Origin of the sequence: Mycobacterium hippophais (assembly GCF_027529605.1) — a bacterium.
Taxonomy (GTDB): Bacteria; Actinomycetota; Actinomycetes; order Mycobacteriales; family Mycobacteriaceae; genus Mycobacterium; species Mycobacterium arseniciresistens.
Map to the genome: position 1 here is coordinate 43,537 of NZ_JAPZPY010000013.1, position 14,490 is coordinate 58,026.

General features: G+C 69.6%; 12 protein-coding genes and 1 pseudogene. 4 read left to right on the forward strand and 9 right to left on the reverse strand.

The genetic code is table 11. From position 1 onward, the window contains the following. Window positions 1–495: 495 nt before the first annotated feature. Genes O6P37_RS23255 through O6P37_RS23275 form a run of 5 tightly spaced genes read right to left on the reverse strand, consistent with a single transcriptional unit; the run spans window position 496 to window position 4,965 of the window. Complete coding sequence (locus O6P37_RS23255; protein WP_269896301.1) at window positions 496–996, reverse strand: hypothetical protein; 501 nt, start codon at window positions 994–996, stop codon at window positions 496–498. A 10-nt stretch (window positions 997–1,006) separates the two neighbouring features. Then, window positions 1,007–2,056 carry a non-homologous end-joining DNA ligase gene (gene ligD / locus O6P37_RS23260; RefSeq protein WP_269896302.1) on the reverse strand — a complete coding sequence of 350 codons (1,050 nt, stop codon included), beginning with the start codon at window positions 2,054–2,056 and terminating at the stop codon, window positions 1,007–1,009. Further along, window positions 2,056–3,108, reverse strand: coding sequence for an ATP-dependent DNA ligase (locus O6P37_RS23265; protein ID WP_269896303.1), 1,053 nt, complete (start codon window positions 3,106–3,108; stop codon window positions 2,056–2,058). Before O6P37_RS23265 ends, ligD begins: the two co-directional genes overlap by 1 nt. A 52-nt stretch (window positions 3,109–3,160) precedes the next feature. Next, window positions 3,161–4,369: a cytochrome P450 gene (locus O6P37_RS23270; protein WP_269896304.1), complete on the reverse strand. Its 1,209-nt coding sequence runs from the start codon at window positions 4,367–4,369 to the stop codon at window positions 3,161–3,163. Further along, the gene (locus O6P37_RS23275) at window positions 4,366–4,965 is read right to left on the reverse strand and encodes a TetR/AcrR family transcriptional regulator (RefSeq protein WP_269896305.1); all 600 of its coding nucleotides are present in this window, start codon (window positions 4,963–4,965) and stop codon (window positions 4,366–4,368) included. The genes O6P37_RS23270 and O6P37_RS23275 overlap by 4 nt, the downstream gene beginning before the upstream one ends. 87 nt (window positions 4,966–5,052) lie before the next feature. Here O6P37_RS23275 and O6P37_RS23280 point away from each other — a divergent pair, with 87 nt between their 5' ends. Further along, the gene (locus O6P37_RS23280) at window positions 5,053–6,126 is read left to right on the forward strand and encodes an ATP-dependent DNA ligase (protein WP_269896306.1); all 1,074 of its coding nucleotides are present in this window, start codon (window positions 5,053–5,055) and stop codon (window positions 6,124–6,126) included. Here the strand turns inward: O6P37_RS23280 and O6P37_RS23285 are convergent. Next, a complete protein-coding gene (locus O6P37_RS23285) occupies window positions 6,074–7,387 on the reverse strand; it encodes a 13E12 repeat family protein (protein WP_269896307.1) in 1,314 nt (437 codons plus the stop codon). The two genes, O6P37_RS23280 and O6P37_RS23285, sit on opposite strands and share 53 nt — an antisense overlap. A gap of 54 nt (window positions 7,388–7,441) precedes the next feature. Between O6P37_RS23285 and gluQRS the strand changes: the two genes are divergently transcribed. Next, on the forward strand, window positions 7,442–8,323 hold the full coding sequence (gene gluQRS, locus O6P37_RS23290) for a tRNA glutamyl-Q(34) synthetase GluQRS (RefSeq protein WP_269896308.1): 882 nt from the start codon (window positions 7,442–7,444) through the stop codon (window positions 8,321–8,323). A 9-nt stretch (window positions 8,324–8,332) separates the two neighbouring features. Here the strand turns inward: gluQRS and O6P37_RS23295 are convergent, their stop codons facing one another. After that, the gene (locus O6P37_RS23295; protein WP_269896309.1) at window positions 8,333–9,424 is read right to left on the reverse strand and encodes an FHA domain-containing protein; all 1,092 of its coding nucleotides are present in this window, start codon (window positions 9,422–9,424) and stop codon (window positions 8,333–8,335) included. A 228-nt stretch (window positions 9,425–9,652) separates the two neighbouring features. Between O6P37_RS23295 and O6P37_RS23300 the strand changes: the two genes are divergently transcribed. Beyond that, on the forward strand, window positions 9,653–11,056 hold the full coding sequence (locus tag O6P37_RS23300) for an ABC transporter permease subunit (RefSeq protein ID WP_269896394.1): 1,404 nt from the start codon (window positions 9,653–9,655) through the stop codon (window positions 11,054–11,056). Next, entirely contained in the window at window positions 11,053–11,844 is a 792-nt protein-coding gene (locus tag O6P37_RS23305; protein WP_269896310.1) for an amino acid ABC transporter ATP-binding protein, read from the forward strand. The genes O6P37_RS23300 and O6P37_RS23305 overlap by 4 nt, the downstream gene beginning before the upstream one ends. Here O6P37_RS23305 and hpnE read toward each other — a convergent pair. Then, window positions 11,831–13,188: pseudogene (gene hpnE / locus O6P37_RS23310) on the reverse strand (hydroxysqualene dehydroxylase HpnE). The gene O6P37_RS23305 and the pseudogene hpnE overlap by 14 nt on opposite strands. After that, entirely contained in the window at window positions 13,181–14,485 is a 1,305-nt protein-coding gene (locus O6P37_RS23315; RefSeq protein WP_269896311.1) for an acetyl-CoA hydrolase/transferase family protein, read from the reverse strand. The pseudogene hpnE and the gene O6P37_RS23315 overlap by 8 nt, the downstream one beginning before the upstream one ends. Between the last annotated feature and the right edge of the window lie 5 nt (window positions 14,486–14,490).

A 14,490-nucleotide genomic window follows, 5' to 3' on the forward strand; every position in this document is an offset into this window, starting at 1 on the left:
GCTCGATTCCGGTCGCCGCCCGCACCGCGGCACCGCGGGCGGTGCCCGACTGGTCGGCCTTCTTGAGCTGTGCGGGGAAGGTGACGCCGCCGAGCCGGCGTTGAAGGGTCTTCACCGGGATCATCAGCTCGCGCCAGGCGTCCGGAATCGCCAGTTCGAGTGGGACGTCCGACAGGTCCTGCTCGAGGACGAAGGCGTACGCGGTCAGTTTCCCGTCGGTGGCCGCGGCGACCACCTTCCAGTACCGAACCGGATCTGCACGCGCACCGGACCGTTCGGGCCCTCCCCGACGAAGACCGGGTCGTCGGCCGCGAGCACCGGACCGGCGAACACCGACACCCTGATTGAATCCCGCGACCTGCGGTGTGCAGTTCGTGATGTGGAAGGTGTCGCCGTTGGGAGCCAGCTGCCCGATGACCGTGCGCAACCTGTCGAGTTCGTCCACGGTGTCAGCCTGTGCGAACCGGGCGGGACGGGACAGGGTACTCGGCTCCCTCACCCGGGTGCCGGCGGAGTGCTGAGGGTGGGTCCGAACACCGGGCTCGTCACCACGTCGAGGACGGCGGCCGTCAGTGTCGCCCCGGCCGGTCCGACCACCGTGACGTCCTTCATGAACCGCGCCTCGCGGCCGCGCACGGTGAAGGTGCCGTCCTGGGGTTCGCGCCCACCGCTCACCCGGTAGTGCACCTGCAGCTCCTGCTCGGGCAGCGGGCGCACGCCGATGTACTTCGGCTCGATCGTGTAGGTGTAGAGGCACTCCTGCGGCTGAGGGCAGTCCCGCCCGGTCACCGTGACGCCGACGGTGAACTCGTTGGCCGCGGGCACCGGCGGTGCGACCGATGCCGGCGGGGTCCGCGGCGCGGCGGGGGTGGCTGCCTGGTCGTCGGCGGCGAACAGAATGTAGGTCCCGATCCCGATGCCGCCCACCACGATCGCGATCAGCGCGGCGCCCGCCGCGCCCCTGCGGATGGTGTCCGCCCAGGCGCTCAATGCCATCGGCGGGCCGTCACTCGGTCACCCGGTTGCCGTGTTCGTCCCAGTTGGCGGCGACCTTCTTGCTCGGCTGCACCCGCGGCGGTTCGCCCGGCATCTTCGGGTAGCTCGGCGGGTAGGGCAGGTCGCCGAGACCGCGGTCCTCGTCGGCGGCCACCATGTCGAGCAGTTTCTGCAGTGAGTGCGCCGTCTCCTCGATGCCCGCCCACGGGTCGGGTCGGCCGGCCACGAAGTCGGGCACTGTCGCGATCGTGTAGTCGTCGGGGTCGGCATCGGCCAGCTCGTCCCACGTCAGCGGGGTGGACACCGTCGCGATCGGGGTCTTGCGCGCCGAGTACGCCGAGGCGAACGTGCGGTCGCGCGCGTTCTGGTTGTAGTCGATGAACACCCGCTCGCCGCGGTCCTCCTTCCACCACGACGTGGTGACGTCGTCCGGTGCGCGTCGTTCGACCTCCCGGGCCAGCGCGATGCCGGCACGGCGGACGGCGACGAAGTCCCAGCTGCTCTCGATGCGCAGGAAGATGTGCACGCCTCGGCCGCCGGACGTCTTGGGGTAGGCGGTGAGCCCGAGTTCGTCGAGCAGCGGTTTGAGGACGCCGACGGCGACCGCGCTCGCCTCCTTGAACCCGGTGCCCGGCTGCGGGTCGAGGTCGATGCGAAGCTCGTCGGGGTGCTCGGTGTCGGGGCAGCGCACCTGCCACGGGTGCAGGGTGACGGTGCCCATCTGCGCGGCCCACGCGATGGCCGACGGGTGGGTGACCTTCAGCGCGTCGGCCGTGCGGCCCGACGGGAAGGTGACGGTGCACGTCTCGAGGTAGTCGGGATGCTTCTGCGGCACCCGTTTCTGGTAGATTTCCTCGCCTTCGACGCCATCGGGGAACCTCTGCAGATGCGTCGGCCGGTCCCGCAGGACGGCGACCATCGGACCGGCGACCGCCCTGTAGTAGTCGAACAACGCCCCCTTGGTGCCCTTGGCGCCCAGCTTCGGGAAGTACGGCTTGTCGCGGTTGGTCAGTCGGACCTTCACACCGTCGACGTCGATCTCCTCTGCGGGAGTGGGCATCAGGACTCCAGTACGTCGTAGAGGTCGTAGGTGAGCGGCGCGTCGAGCTGGTCGAAGGTGCAGCTGCGCGGGTCTCGGTCGGGCCGCCAGCGGACGAATTTCACCGCGTGCCTGAAGCGTTGACCGGCGTCGCCGTTGCCCTCCATCTGGTCGTAGTGCACTTCGCAGACCCGCTCCGGCCGGACGGGGATCCAGCGCTTGTCGGCGGCCGAGTTCCACCGGCTCGGATCGCCTTCACGCACGTCGTCACCCTCCCGGAGCGGTTCCAGTTCGGCCAGCAGCCGGATACGGTCCTTCGTGCTGAACGACGCTGCGCCGCCGACCATCTGCAGCTCGCCGTCGTCACGGTACAGCCCGAGCAGCACCGATCCGACGCCTTCGCCACTCTTGTGGATGCGGTATCCCATTGCGACGCAGTCGGCGTCGCGGGCGTGCTTGACCTTGACCATCTCCCGCTTGCCGGGAAGGTACGGACCGTCGAGCCGCTTGGCGATCACGCCGTCGAGTCCGGCGCCCTCGAAGGTGTCCAGCCACTGCGCGCCGGTCTGCGGGTCCTCGGTGGTGCGGGTGACGTGGCACCACTGCTTCTCGTGCACGGCGTCGGCCAAGGCCTGCCTGCGGGCGCGGAAGGGCTCCTTGGTGAGCAGTGTGTCGCCGACGGCGAGGGCATCGAATCCGATGAAGTGCGCCGGGGTCTGCTCGGCCAGCAGCTTCACCCGCGACACCGCCGGGTGGATGCGTTGCGACAGCGATTCCCAGTCCAGGCGGATCCGGCCCCCGATCTCGCGGGGCACCACGATCTCACCGTCGAGCACGCAGCGCTCGGCCACCTCGTCGCGCAGCGACACCGCCAGTTCGGGAAAGTACCGGCCGAGGTCCTTGCCCGAGCGGGACTGAAGGACGATCTCGTCACCGTCGCGGAAGACCAAGGCGCGGAAACCGTCCCACTTCGGCTCGTAGGACCACACGCCCGCGTCGGCCGGCACCTTGGCCTGCGCCTTGGCCAGCATTGGCTCGATCGGGGGCTGAACGGGTAGCTGCACGGTTCCCATAGTCGTGCAGACCGCATGCGCCGGGCAATGTCATCGACACCTCGGCGCAGGTTCAGCGGCGCGGGGTGATCCGGATCGGCAGCGAGTCGATTCCGATACCGACGTTGTGCACCGGTCCGCCACCGGACCACACCGGCGGACCGGCGAGCTCGACGTCGTAGCCGGCCGCGACGGCCCCGAACACCACCTGCACCTCCTTGCGGGCGAGGTTCGCGCCGAGGCAGTAGTGCACGCCGCCACCGCCGAAGGACACGTGCGGGTTGGGGAAGCGGTGGACGTCGAAACGGAAGGGGTCGTCGAAGACGGACTCGTCGCGGTTTCCCGACGGGTACCAGAGCAGCACGCGGTCACCCGCCTGGACGTTCGCGTCGCCGATGGTCACATCGACGGTGGCGGTCCGTCCGAAGAAGATGACCGGGCTCGACCAGCGGATGGCTTCGTCGGCGGCAGTGGCGCAGAGGTCGGGACTCGTCCGCAGCTCATCGAGCTGGGCCGGATCGTCGAGCAGCGCGATGAGTCCCTGCGCCAGCGCGTTGCGCGTGGTCTCGCTGCCGGCGATGGCCAGGATGAGGAAGAACATCTCGAGTTCGAAGCCGTCGAGCTGACCGGCCAGCTTGGTCCAGACGTCGTCGGTCGGGTTGGCCCGCTTGTCGGCGGTGAGCCGCTGCGCGTACTCGAAGAGTTCGACCTGGAAACCGAGCCGATCCTCGTCGGAGTAGCCGTTGTACGGGTTGCCCGATTTGAGGAGGTGGTCGACCCGCTCGAACACCCAGGGCCGGTCGGTCTCGGGGATGCCCACGATGTCGGCGATGAGGTGCATCGGCACCTGATAGGCGATGTCGCGGACGAAGTCGCAGGTGTCCCCCGCCGCCGCCGCGAGGATGTCCGCGGTCCGGGCGGCGATGCGCTGCTCGAGCCTGCCGATCATGCGCGGGGTGAACTCCGAGGTGATGATCCGGCGCATCTCCGCCTGGTCGGGCGGGTCCATCGACACCAGCGTCCGGCCGGCGGACAGCAGCGGGTCGGCCGCCATCATCGGGCCACCGGCGGCCGCGAAGGTCTTCCAGTCGCGATTGGCCTGCTGGATCTCGGGGTGGGTGACGATCGACCAGAACGGGATCGACGGGATCGAGGGGCGGCCCTCGACGGCCAGGTGGCGGTGCACCGGCCCGCGTCGGCGCAACTCGGTGAAGACCTCGTGCGGGAAGCCCGCCGTGTAGAGCTGCGGATCGGTGAGGTCGACGTCCAGGATCTCGGTCATGACACGGCCTGCCGGATCAGTGCGCGGACCGCCGGTTCGTCAGCGGCCTCGCCGAGCAGGAGGCGCCGGTACACGAGCCCGCCGGCGAGCATGTCGACGAGTGCGTCGGCGTCGGTCGAGGGCGGCACGTCGCCGCGCAGGCGTGCCCGTTCCACCGCGTCGAGCACCGGCTGGCGGCAGCGGCCCGCGAAGGTGCGAACGATCGATCGAATCGACTCGTCGTTGGTCGCTTCGGCGAGCAGCGCCGGCAGCAGTGCTGCGAGTTCGGGCTGGGTGAGCATGTCCGCGATCGGGAGCATGGCGGCGAACAGGTCGTCGACGAAGGATCCGGTGTCCACCGAATCGGTCGGCGCGGTGATGGACACCGCCACGAACTGGACGAGCTCACCCTTGCTCCGCCAGCGGCGGTAGATCGAGCCGCGGCCGACACCAGCCCGGGTGGCGATTCCTTCGATGGTCGCGCCGCCCCACCCCTTGGCAGCGACCTCGGCGACGGTCGCGTCGACGATCACCGCGTCCAGCCGGTGGTCGCGGGGGCGGCCCCGCCGGGCTCTGCGCTCGATCGGCGGGTTCATCGTCGCTGCGGATCCCGGCATCCCGTAATACTGGACCGAGTAGTTCCGGAAATCAAGCGTCTCGTAATACTGGCGGCACTCTCGAGCAGCGACGGCAAGAATGGTCCGATGCAGCTGCCCGTCCAGCCGCCGGTGCGGCCGATGCTCGCGAAGTCGGTGCCGGCGATCCCGCCCGAGGCGATGTACGAGCCCAAATGGGACGGCTTCCGGTCGATCTGTTTCCGAGACGGCGACGAGGTGGAGTTCGGCAGCCGCAACGAACGGCCGATGACGCGCTACTTCCCCGAACTGGTCGCGGCGGCCACGGCCGAACTCCCCGCGCGGTGCGTGATCGACGGCGAGATCGTCATCGCCACCGGCTCGGGTCTCGACTTCGAGGCGCTGCAGCTGCGCGTGCATCCCGCCGCGTCGCGGGTGCGGATGCTCGCCGAGACGACGCCGGCGTCGTTCATCGCGTTCGACCTGCTCGCGCTCGGCGATACCGACTACACCGGTCGGCCGTTCAGTGAGCGCCGCGCCGCGCTCGTCGACGCCCTCGCGGGATCCGGGCCGTCGTTCCACGTCACACCGGTCACCACCGACCTCGCCACGGCACAGCGGTGGTTCGACGAGTTCGAGGGCGCCGGGCTGGACGGGGTGATCGCCAAACCGCCGGACGTGACGTATCAACCGGACAAACGCGTCATGTTCAAGATCAAGCACCAGCGCACCGCGGACTGCGTGGTGGCGGGATACCGGCTGCACAAGTCGGGGGACGACGCGATCGGATCCCTGATGCTCGGGCTGTACGACGACGGCGGCGGCCTCGCGTCCGTCGGCGTCATCGGCGCCTTTCCGATGGCCACCCGCCGGACGCTGTTCACCGAGCTGCAGCCGCTGGTCACCAGCTTCGACGGCCATCCGTGGAATTGGGCCGCGCAGATGGAGGCCGGCACCCCCGGGCGCAACGCCGGCTCACGCTGGAACTCCGGCAAGGACCTCTCGTTCGTACCCCTGCGTCCCGAGCGCGTGGTCGAGGTCCGCTACGACCACATGGAGGGCCAGCGCTTCCGGCACACCGCGCAGTTCAACCGCTGGCGTCCCGATCGGGACCCGCGATCATGTACCTATGACCAGCTCGAGCGGCCGGTCACGTTCGACGTGGCCGATATCGTTCCCGGTCTGGGTGCAGCCGGTTCTTGAGTAACGCCGGGCCGCAGGCGATTCGCTGGTGCGGTCGCTTGACCAGGATGTTCAGTGTTCCCGGCGCCGGCGGTGCGGTCGAAAGGTAGCGGCCCCCGCTGGGGGTGACGAACTGCGCGGTGTGCACGCCGTCGACCTCGCTGGTGGCGACCTGCCAGCCCGGGGCTTCCTTGTCGTAATTGCACCGCGCGCACTCACCCAAGCCGTTGACCGCGCTCGTCGGCCCGCCCTTGTGATGGGGGTGGGCGTGGTCGTGGTGGCGGATCGGCGCATCGCAGTACGGGGTACGACACCGCTGATCACGCAGATCGACGAATTTCGCCAAGGCTTTCGGGAAACACCGCGACCGCGACTCCATCGCCACCAACGCCCCCGACGCTGGCCGCGCGTAGAGCCGCCGCAACGCCGCCGCACCCACCCCCGCAGCATCGGCCACCATCCGCCGCGCGATCTGCGCCGGCACCGGCCCATAGCCCTGCAGGTGCGCCGGCTCGGCATCCCCACCGAGCAGCGCCCGATCCGACATCACCAGATCGACGCTCACCGGCGCCGGATCGGCGGCCTTTTGGCCGGTGACCCGCTCATAGAGGGTGTCGGCCATCACCTGGCCGCGGCTGCGGCCGTCACCGGTGGTGTCGGCCGCACGCTTGAGCGCGGCGTACACCCCGACCCCTTGGGCGACCGGCAGCAGCGCGGTCACGTACACCATGCAATCGGGGGCGGGCCGCGTCGTCACCGTCCGCTCACTGGGCGCCTTGGCCGCCCGATCCACCACCGCCTGCGCGTCCAACCGGTAGGCGATCTTCTTCGCCTCGGCCTCGATCCGGCCGTCTCCCCACCCTTCGAGGCGGGCCATCTCACCGCACAGTTCGGCATCCAACCTGCGCCGGTCCTCGACCGACAGGCATGCCGACTCGCGCACGATGATGGTCGCCCGCCACTCGGTGAGCGCCCCACACGTCAACGCGGACAGCGTGCACGGCATCTCATGCACCAGCGCCCGGGCGAACCCCAGATGCCGGCCACCCTGATTCGGCGACGCCCGCCGCGCCAGCGCGATCTCGGTGGCCAAACCCCGACCCCGCTTCGATGCCGGCACCCCCTCGGCGGCCTCCCGTGCACGCCGCACAGCGTCCAGTTCGGCGGCCACCCGCGCCTGCCCCGCAGCGCACGCAGCTTTGGCCGTCTCCAACTCCGCCAGCCGCGCATGCAACCGGGCCTCGTCAGCCCCGAACGGCACCGCCGCCAACTCCTCGAACATGTGTTCGATACTACCGACGCCCACCGACACCCCGGTTCCGGCTAGATTGCGGTCGTGACCCGCACCCCCGCGGGCCGGTTCGCGCCGAGCCCGTCGGCCGATCTGCACATCGGCAACCTGCGCACCGCAGTGCTCGCGTGGCTGTTCGCCCGCTCCACCGGTAGGCGCTTCCTGATGCGGGTGGAGGACCTCGACGACCGCACCCGCCCCGATGTGGCGCAGCGCCAACTCGACGACCTCGCGGCCATCGGGCTCACGTGGGACGGCCCCGCGGAGTGGCAGTCACAGCACCGCGACCGCTACGACGCCGTTGTCGACCAGCTGGCCGGCGCCGGCCGGGTCTACGAATGCTACTGCAGCCGAAGGGATATCGCGCAGGCACCGCGGGCGCCTCACGCGCCGGAGGGTGCCTATCCGGGCACCTGCCGGGATTTGACCGCCGCGCAACGCGGCCGCCGTCGCGCCGAAACCGACCGGCCGCCTGCGCTGCGGCTGCGCACCGACGTGCACACCTACACCGTCACCGACCTGCTGCACGGCGAATACACCGGCATCGTCGACGACTTCGTGGTCCGGCGCGGCGACGGCGTACCCGCCTACAACCTCGCGGTGGTGGTGGACGACGCCGCCCAGGGCGTCGACCAGATCGTCCGCGGCGACGACCTGCTGGCGTCCTCGCCCCGACAGGCATACCTGGCCCGACTGCTCGGTCACCCCGAACCGACCTACGCCCACGTGCCGCTCGTGCTGAACGCCGACGGCGCCCGGCTGGCGAAACGCGACGGCGCGGTAACCCTCGCCGAGATCGGTGTCGGCCGGGCCGTCGCGCAGATCGCGGAGTCCCTCGGCTGGCCGGCGGCCACACTGACCGAGCTGGCAAGCCGGTTCGACCCGGCGGCGCTTCCCCGCAAACCGTGGATCTATTTGCCCGGGTAGCGAATCCGCTCAGCGGCCGGCGAGCTCGGCGAGGAACGCCTCCAACGCGGCCACGGCGACGGCGCTGATCTCGCGATCCGCCTCGGCGTCGGCAACCACCTGCGCGTCGACACCCGCGGCGGTGGCCGTCTCGTCGGGAGTGAGCTCGGCCTCGCGCCGTGCGGCGTACAGCCGCACGCTCAGCGGCGCCTCGGGCGCACTCGCGGCGCGGGAGACCAGCTGGCGGTAGGTGCGCCGCACGGCGCTGAGAACCAGCACCAGCGCCGACGTCTCCTTGGCCCCGCGGATCGTGTCGACGACGGACGCCTCGAGCCGGCGCAGGTCCGCCAGCAGTGCCGCGTCGTCGTCGAACGTCGCCGACGCCACGACCGACAGGGCCGCCGCCCTGGCCTTGATCGCACTCAGCGTCAGCTCGTACGAGTCGACGAGCACCGCGATACGCACACTCTCGGTGATGAATTCGGTCGTCTCGTCGGGTTCGTCCGGAACGGTCCCGCCCGAGTGCACCCGGTCGAGGGTGCCCACCGGCCACTTCAGCGTCTTCTCGATCCTGGCCCGCACGCCCTCGCCGGGCCAGACGGCGCCGCGTTCGAAGGCGGCGAGGTCGACCGTGCCGATCACCCCGTCGTCCTCGAGGTCCTGGCGGGAGAAGCCGAGCTCTTCTCGCCGGGCCCTGACGGCGGCGCCCGCGACGGCGTTGCGCGGATCGATCTCGTCGGTGTCTATCTCCTGATCGCCGTGCCGGGTCTGCGGCAACGTCAATGGCTTGTGTGCGGAAACGTCGGACGGTGCGAGCTTGAAGGTGACGGCGATGCCGTCGGGATGGCCGATCCGGACGGTGAGGCCGTCGGTCACGGCGACCGGGCCCTCGATGCGTTCGCCGTCGAGGAAGGTGCCGTTGGTGCTGTGGGCGTCGGCGACCGTCCAGGCGCCGCCCGCGGGCTCGATGAGAAGGTGTGTGCGGGACACCCGCTGGTCGACGATGCGGATGTGGGCGGGCAGGTCGCGGCCGACGGTGATGGCGCCCGCGCTGGCGCGGATGGTGTGCGGGGCATGGTCGGCGCACATGATGGTGAGCTCAGGAGGCTCGCGTCCGGCCATTTCCTCCCGCTTCTTCTCGCCGCATTCTGTGCCGATGGTGATCAGGCACCGCTGTCAGTGATTATGCACGCGAATTGCTGGGTGCCGCGGGGACTCCGAGCATGCGGTCCCGCACTGATCGATGACGACGTGAGCAGAACTCTTCTTATGGCGCCGCCGGCTTGCTAGCGTCCGCCGGTGCACTCCCTACGAAGAGCCCTTCTGCCGGTGCTCCTGCTCGCCGCGCTGATGCTGTCGGCGTGCGCGTCCTCGGAGAGCGAGAGCGACGAGCCGATCGCCGCCGCGGGGGTGCTGCGGGTCGGCACCGAGGGCATCTACCCGCCCTACTCGTTCCACGACCCCGCACAGGGCGGCCAACTCGCCGGCTACGACGTGGACGTGGCGCGCGCCGTCGGCGACAAGCTGGGGGTGCGCGTCGAGTTCGTCGAGACGTCGTGGGACTCGATCTTCGCCGCCCTGGAAGCCGACCGCTTCGACATCGTCGCCAACGAGGTGACGATCACCCCGGAGCGGGAGGCCAAATACGATCTCTCCGAACCGTATTCGACCGCCGAGGGCGTGATCGTCACCCGCGCCGACGACACCTCCATCACGTCCCTGGCCGACCTGAAGGGCAAACGCGCCGCGCAGACGCCGACAAGCAACTGGGCCGAGGTGGCCCGTCAGGCGGGCGCGCAGATCGTCTCCGTCGACGGTTTCGCCCAGGCGATGGCCGTGCTCAACGACGGCCGGGTGGACGCCGTCGTCAACGACACCCTCAGCGTGCAGGCCTACCTGTCCGAACGTCCCGACGCTCCGATCAAGGTCGCCGCGAACACGGGCGAGACGAGTGAGCAGGCCTTCGCCGCCCGGAAGAACAGCGGCATGCTGCCCGAATTGAACCGCGCACTCAACGAACTGCGTGCCGAGGGCAAGCTCTCGGAGCTGTCGCAGAAGTACCTCACCATCGACCTGTCAAAGCCGCCGCCACAGAGCACATGGCGACTGATCGCCGACAACCTCTGGCCGCTGGCCAAGGCCGCGCTCACCATGACGATCCCGTTGACGATCATCAGCTTCGCCATCGGTCTCGTCATCGCCCTGGTGGTGGCGCTGGGCCGGCTGTCGTCGAACTGGTTGCTCTCAGGTGTCTCGCGGTTCTACATCTCGATCATTCGCGGCACGCCACTGCTCGTGCAGCTGTTCATCGTGTTCTTCGCGCTGCCGCAGATCGGCGTGCGGATCGACCCGTTCCCCGCGGCGGTGATCGCGTTCAGTCTCAACGTCGGCGGCTACGCCGCGGAGATCATCCGCGCGGCCATCCAGAGCATTCCCAAGGGTCAGTGGGAGGCAGCCGAGACCATCGGCTTCAACTACACCGGCGCGCTGCGGCGGATCATCCTCCCGCAGGCGACCCGCGTCGCCGTGCCGCCGCTGTCCAACACCCTGATCTCGCTGGTGAAGGACACGTCGCTGGCATCGGTGATCCTGGTGACCGAACTGTTCCGGACAGCGCAGAACGTGGCGGCGCCGACCTTCGAGTTCTTCGCCCTGTACGGCACCGCGGCGCTGTATTACTGGGTGATCTGCCTGGTGCTGTCGTTCGCCCAGAACCGCTTCGAACGCCGACTGGAAAGGTTCGTGGCCCGATGACCGACTTCCCGAACGCATCTCAGACCGAGTCCGAGACCGACTACCGCGTCGTCGCCAAGGGTGTGTACAAAGCCTTCGGCGACAACAACGTCCTCAACGGCGTCTCGTTCACCGTCGAGCGAGGCACGGCGACCGCGATCATCGGCCCGTCGGGTTCGGGCAAGACCACGCTGCTGCGCACCCTCAACGCGCTCGATCGAGCCGATGCCGGGGTGATCAGGGTCGACGACGTCGAGATCGACTTCTCCACCCCGGTGCCCAAACCCGAGGTGCGCCGGTTCCAGTCGCGCAGCGGTTTCGTCTTCCAGAGCCACAACCTGTTCCCGCACAAGACGGTGTTGCAGAACATCACCGAGGGCCCGCTGATCGTCCAGAAGCGGCCCCGCGACGAGGTCGAGGCCGAGGCTCTCGAACTGCTCGGCCAGGTGGGTCTCGCCGACAAACGCGACCAGTACCCGTACCAGCTCTCCGGGGGCCAGCAGCAGCGCGTCGGCATCGCGCGGGCGCTGGCGCTCAAGCCGAAACTGGTGCTGTTCGACGAACCGACCTCCGCGCTCGATCCCGAGCTCGTCGGTGAGGTGCTGTCGGTGATCAAGGACCTCGCCGTCGAGGGCTGGACCTTGGTGATCGTCACGCACGAGATCCAGTTCGCACGACAGGTTTCCCAGCAGGTGCTCTTCACCGACCAGGGCATCATCCTCGAGCAGGGCACCCCCGACGAGGTGATCGGCGACCCGAAAGAGGAGCGGACCCGCCAGTTCCTGGACCGGATCCTCAACCCTCTGTAGAGAGAACCAGGTCGACGGCCCTCGCCGCGCTCTGCACCGCGCTCTCCATCGTCGCCGACCAGTCGGTGGCCGTCCAGTCCCCGGCGAGCGCGAGCGACGGCACCGACGTGCGTTGCGGCGGGCGGAGCGCATCGGTGCCGACCACCTGCGAGAAGGTCGCCTTGGGCATCTTGACCACCTGCGCCTGAACCACTTTCGCGTCCGCGGCAGCGGGGTAGTACCGACGCAGCAGCGCCAGTTGCTCGTCGACGATCTCGTCGTTGCTCTTGTGGATCTGCTCGTAGGCGCCGCTGGTGGTCAGGCAGTACAGCCACGCCCGGTCGGTGCGCCTGCCGTGCATGATCTGCCGGTCGAACACCTCGTCGATGACGCCGGTGCCGCCGATGAGCCCCTCGAACGCGGATTCGGTGCCCAGGGGGCGGTCGAGGTAGAGGTTGGTGCTGACAATCGGGGTATACCCCAGTTTGTCTGCCGCCGCGTAGATCTCGGCGTGCTCCGGAAGGTCGTCGAGCAGTCCGCCGATCGCAGAGTTGGGCACCGCACAGATCACCGCGTCGGCCGGGACGGTGGTGCCGTCCGCCAGCAGCACCCCGGTGACGGCGCCGTCCTCGATGACGATGCGCCTCGCGACCGTGCGGTACCGCACCGTGACACCACGCTCTTCGAACAGCTCACGGCGCCCGAGATGTACAGCGTCCCCAGGTCCACGGTCGGGTAGCCGATGGCGACCGGGACGCGGTGCCGGATGCCGAGGCGGATGCCGGTGGCCAGGACGTTGGCGAACACCCGCGCCGACTCGCGCGACACCGGTTCGGCCGCGATGCCGAGGGCGAGCCAGTCCCAGAGCGCTTCTCGCGCGGTGGCCGGCATCCCCACCCGTTCGAACCACTGCTCTGTGGTGAGGTCGGCGAGGTCCGCGGGCTGGCGCAGCGCCTGGCGGCCGAGGCGGATCGTGGCGCGGGCGGCACGCAACCGGTCGAGGACACCGGCGTCGGGGTGAATACCGAACAGTGTTCGCAGCGCACCGATTCCGCTGGTCTGCACCGTGGTCTTCCGGCCGTCGGGCCAGCGCAGCGTCGAGCTCTTCGGGAACTCGACGTATTGGCGGGTGCCGACACTGGTGAGGTAGCGCCACAGATTCCGGTATCCGCTCGCGACGACGTGCTGACCGTTGTCCGGGACGTCGTCGACGAGGTCGGCGCGCATCGCGTGCGTGCGCCCACCGAGTTGCCCGCGGCGTTCGAGCAGCGTGACGTCCCTGCCCGCCTCGGCCAGCCACACCGCGGAGGCGAGGCCGGCGAGACCGCCCCCGATGACGACGAAGCGGCGGGCGTCGTCAGGCACTCGTGCCCTCCGTGGCCGCCAGGAGTTCGTCGCGGAACTTCGGGTGGGCGATCGCGGCCAGTGCCTCACCGCGCTCGCGGACGGTGAGACCTTCCAGTTCGGCGACGCCGTACTCGGTGACGATCACGTCGACGTGGTGGCGTGGCGTCGTGATCAGCGCGCCGGGGCCGAAGGCCGGCACGATCCGCGAGCGGAGTTCGTCGTCCTTCGTGTACGTCGCGGGCAGGCAGATCAGCGAGCGGTCCGACACTTCGAGGCCGGCGCCCGCCACGAAGTCCTCGGCGCCGCCGATCCCGCTGAACTGGTCGCCGTTGATGGTGTCGGCGACGACCTGACCCTGGACATCGATCCCGAGGGCGCCGTTGATCGAGATCATGCCGTCGTTGGCGGCGATCACCTCCGGCGAGTTGACGATCTCGACCGGGAGGAATGCGACGTCGGTGTTGCCGTCCAGCCAGGCGTAAAGGTCCTTGGAGCCGAAGGCGAACGTCGTGACGCTCACCCCGTCGTACTGGCCCTTGCGCGCATTGCTGATCTTGCCCGCGCGGTGCAGCTTCATGCAGCCGTCGGTGAACATCTCGCTGTGCAGTCCGTAGTCGCCGCCGTCGCCCTCGGCCAGCAGCGTCGCGATCTGATTGGGAATCGAGCCGATTCCGACCTGCAGGGTCGCCCCCGGTGAGATGAAGCCGACGGCGTGCTTCGCGATGGCCTGGTCGGCGTCGGACGGTTCCGCGTCGCCTCCCGGCAATTCGAGGGGCGCGTCGCTCGACGTGACGAGGATGTCGATCTCGTCGACGTGCAGGGCATGGCGGTGTTCTGTTCCCAGCCCGAACGTGCGCGGGTAGGCCTCCGACACCTCGACCACCAGCAGCCGGTCGGGATCGGCGCCTGCCCGCCGCAGCTCGTCGATGGTCCCGCCCGCGTGCAGCGACAGTGAGCACCAGCCGTCGCCGTCCGGCGGCGCCGCGACCGTCGTCATCACCCGTGGACACTGACGCTCGAGCAGCGGCCCGAAGCGGCGGAAGTCCGCGGGCGCGAACTCCACCCGGGCGCCCGCGCCGAGCAGCGCCCGCTCGAGGGGGCCGTAGAACCCCGACCGGTAGTGCACACCCTCCCGGGAGAACAGGTCGGTCATCACGGCCAGCAGTGCGCCGAAGACCCGGAGATCCGTCCAGTCCTCCCGCTCCCCGAGGGCGCGCAGGAACGCGGGGGGCTGGCCGGGGCCGAGTGGGATACCCAACGTGTCGGCGGGTGTCAGTCGTGCGGCGGCCTGCTCGGCGGTGAGCTCTTGGGGCATGCGCC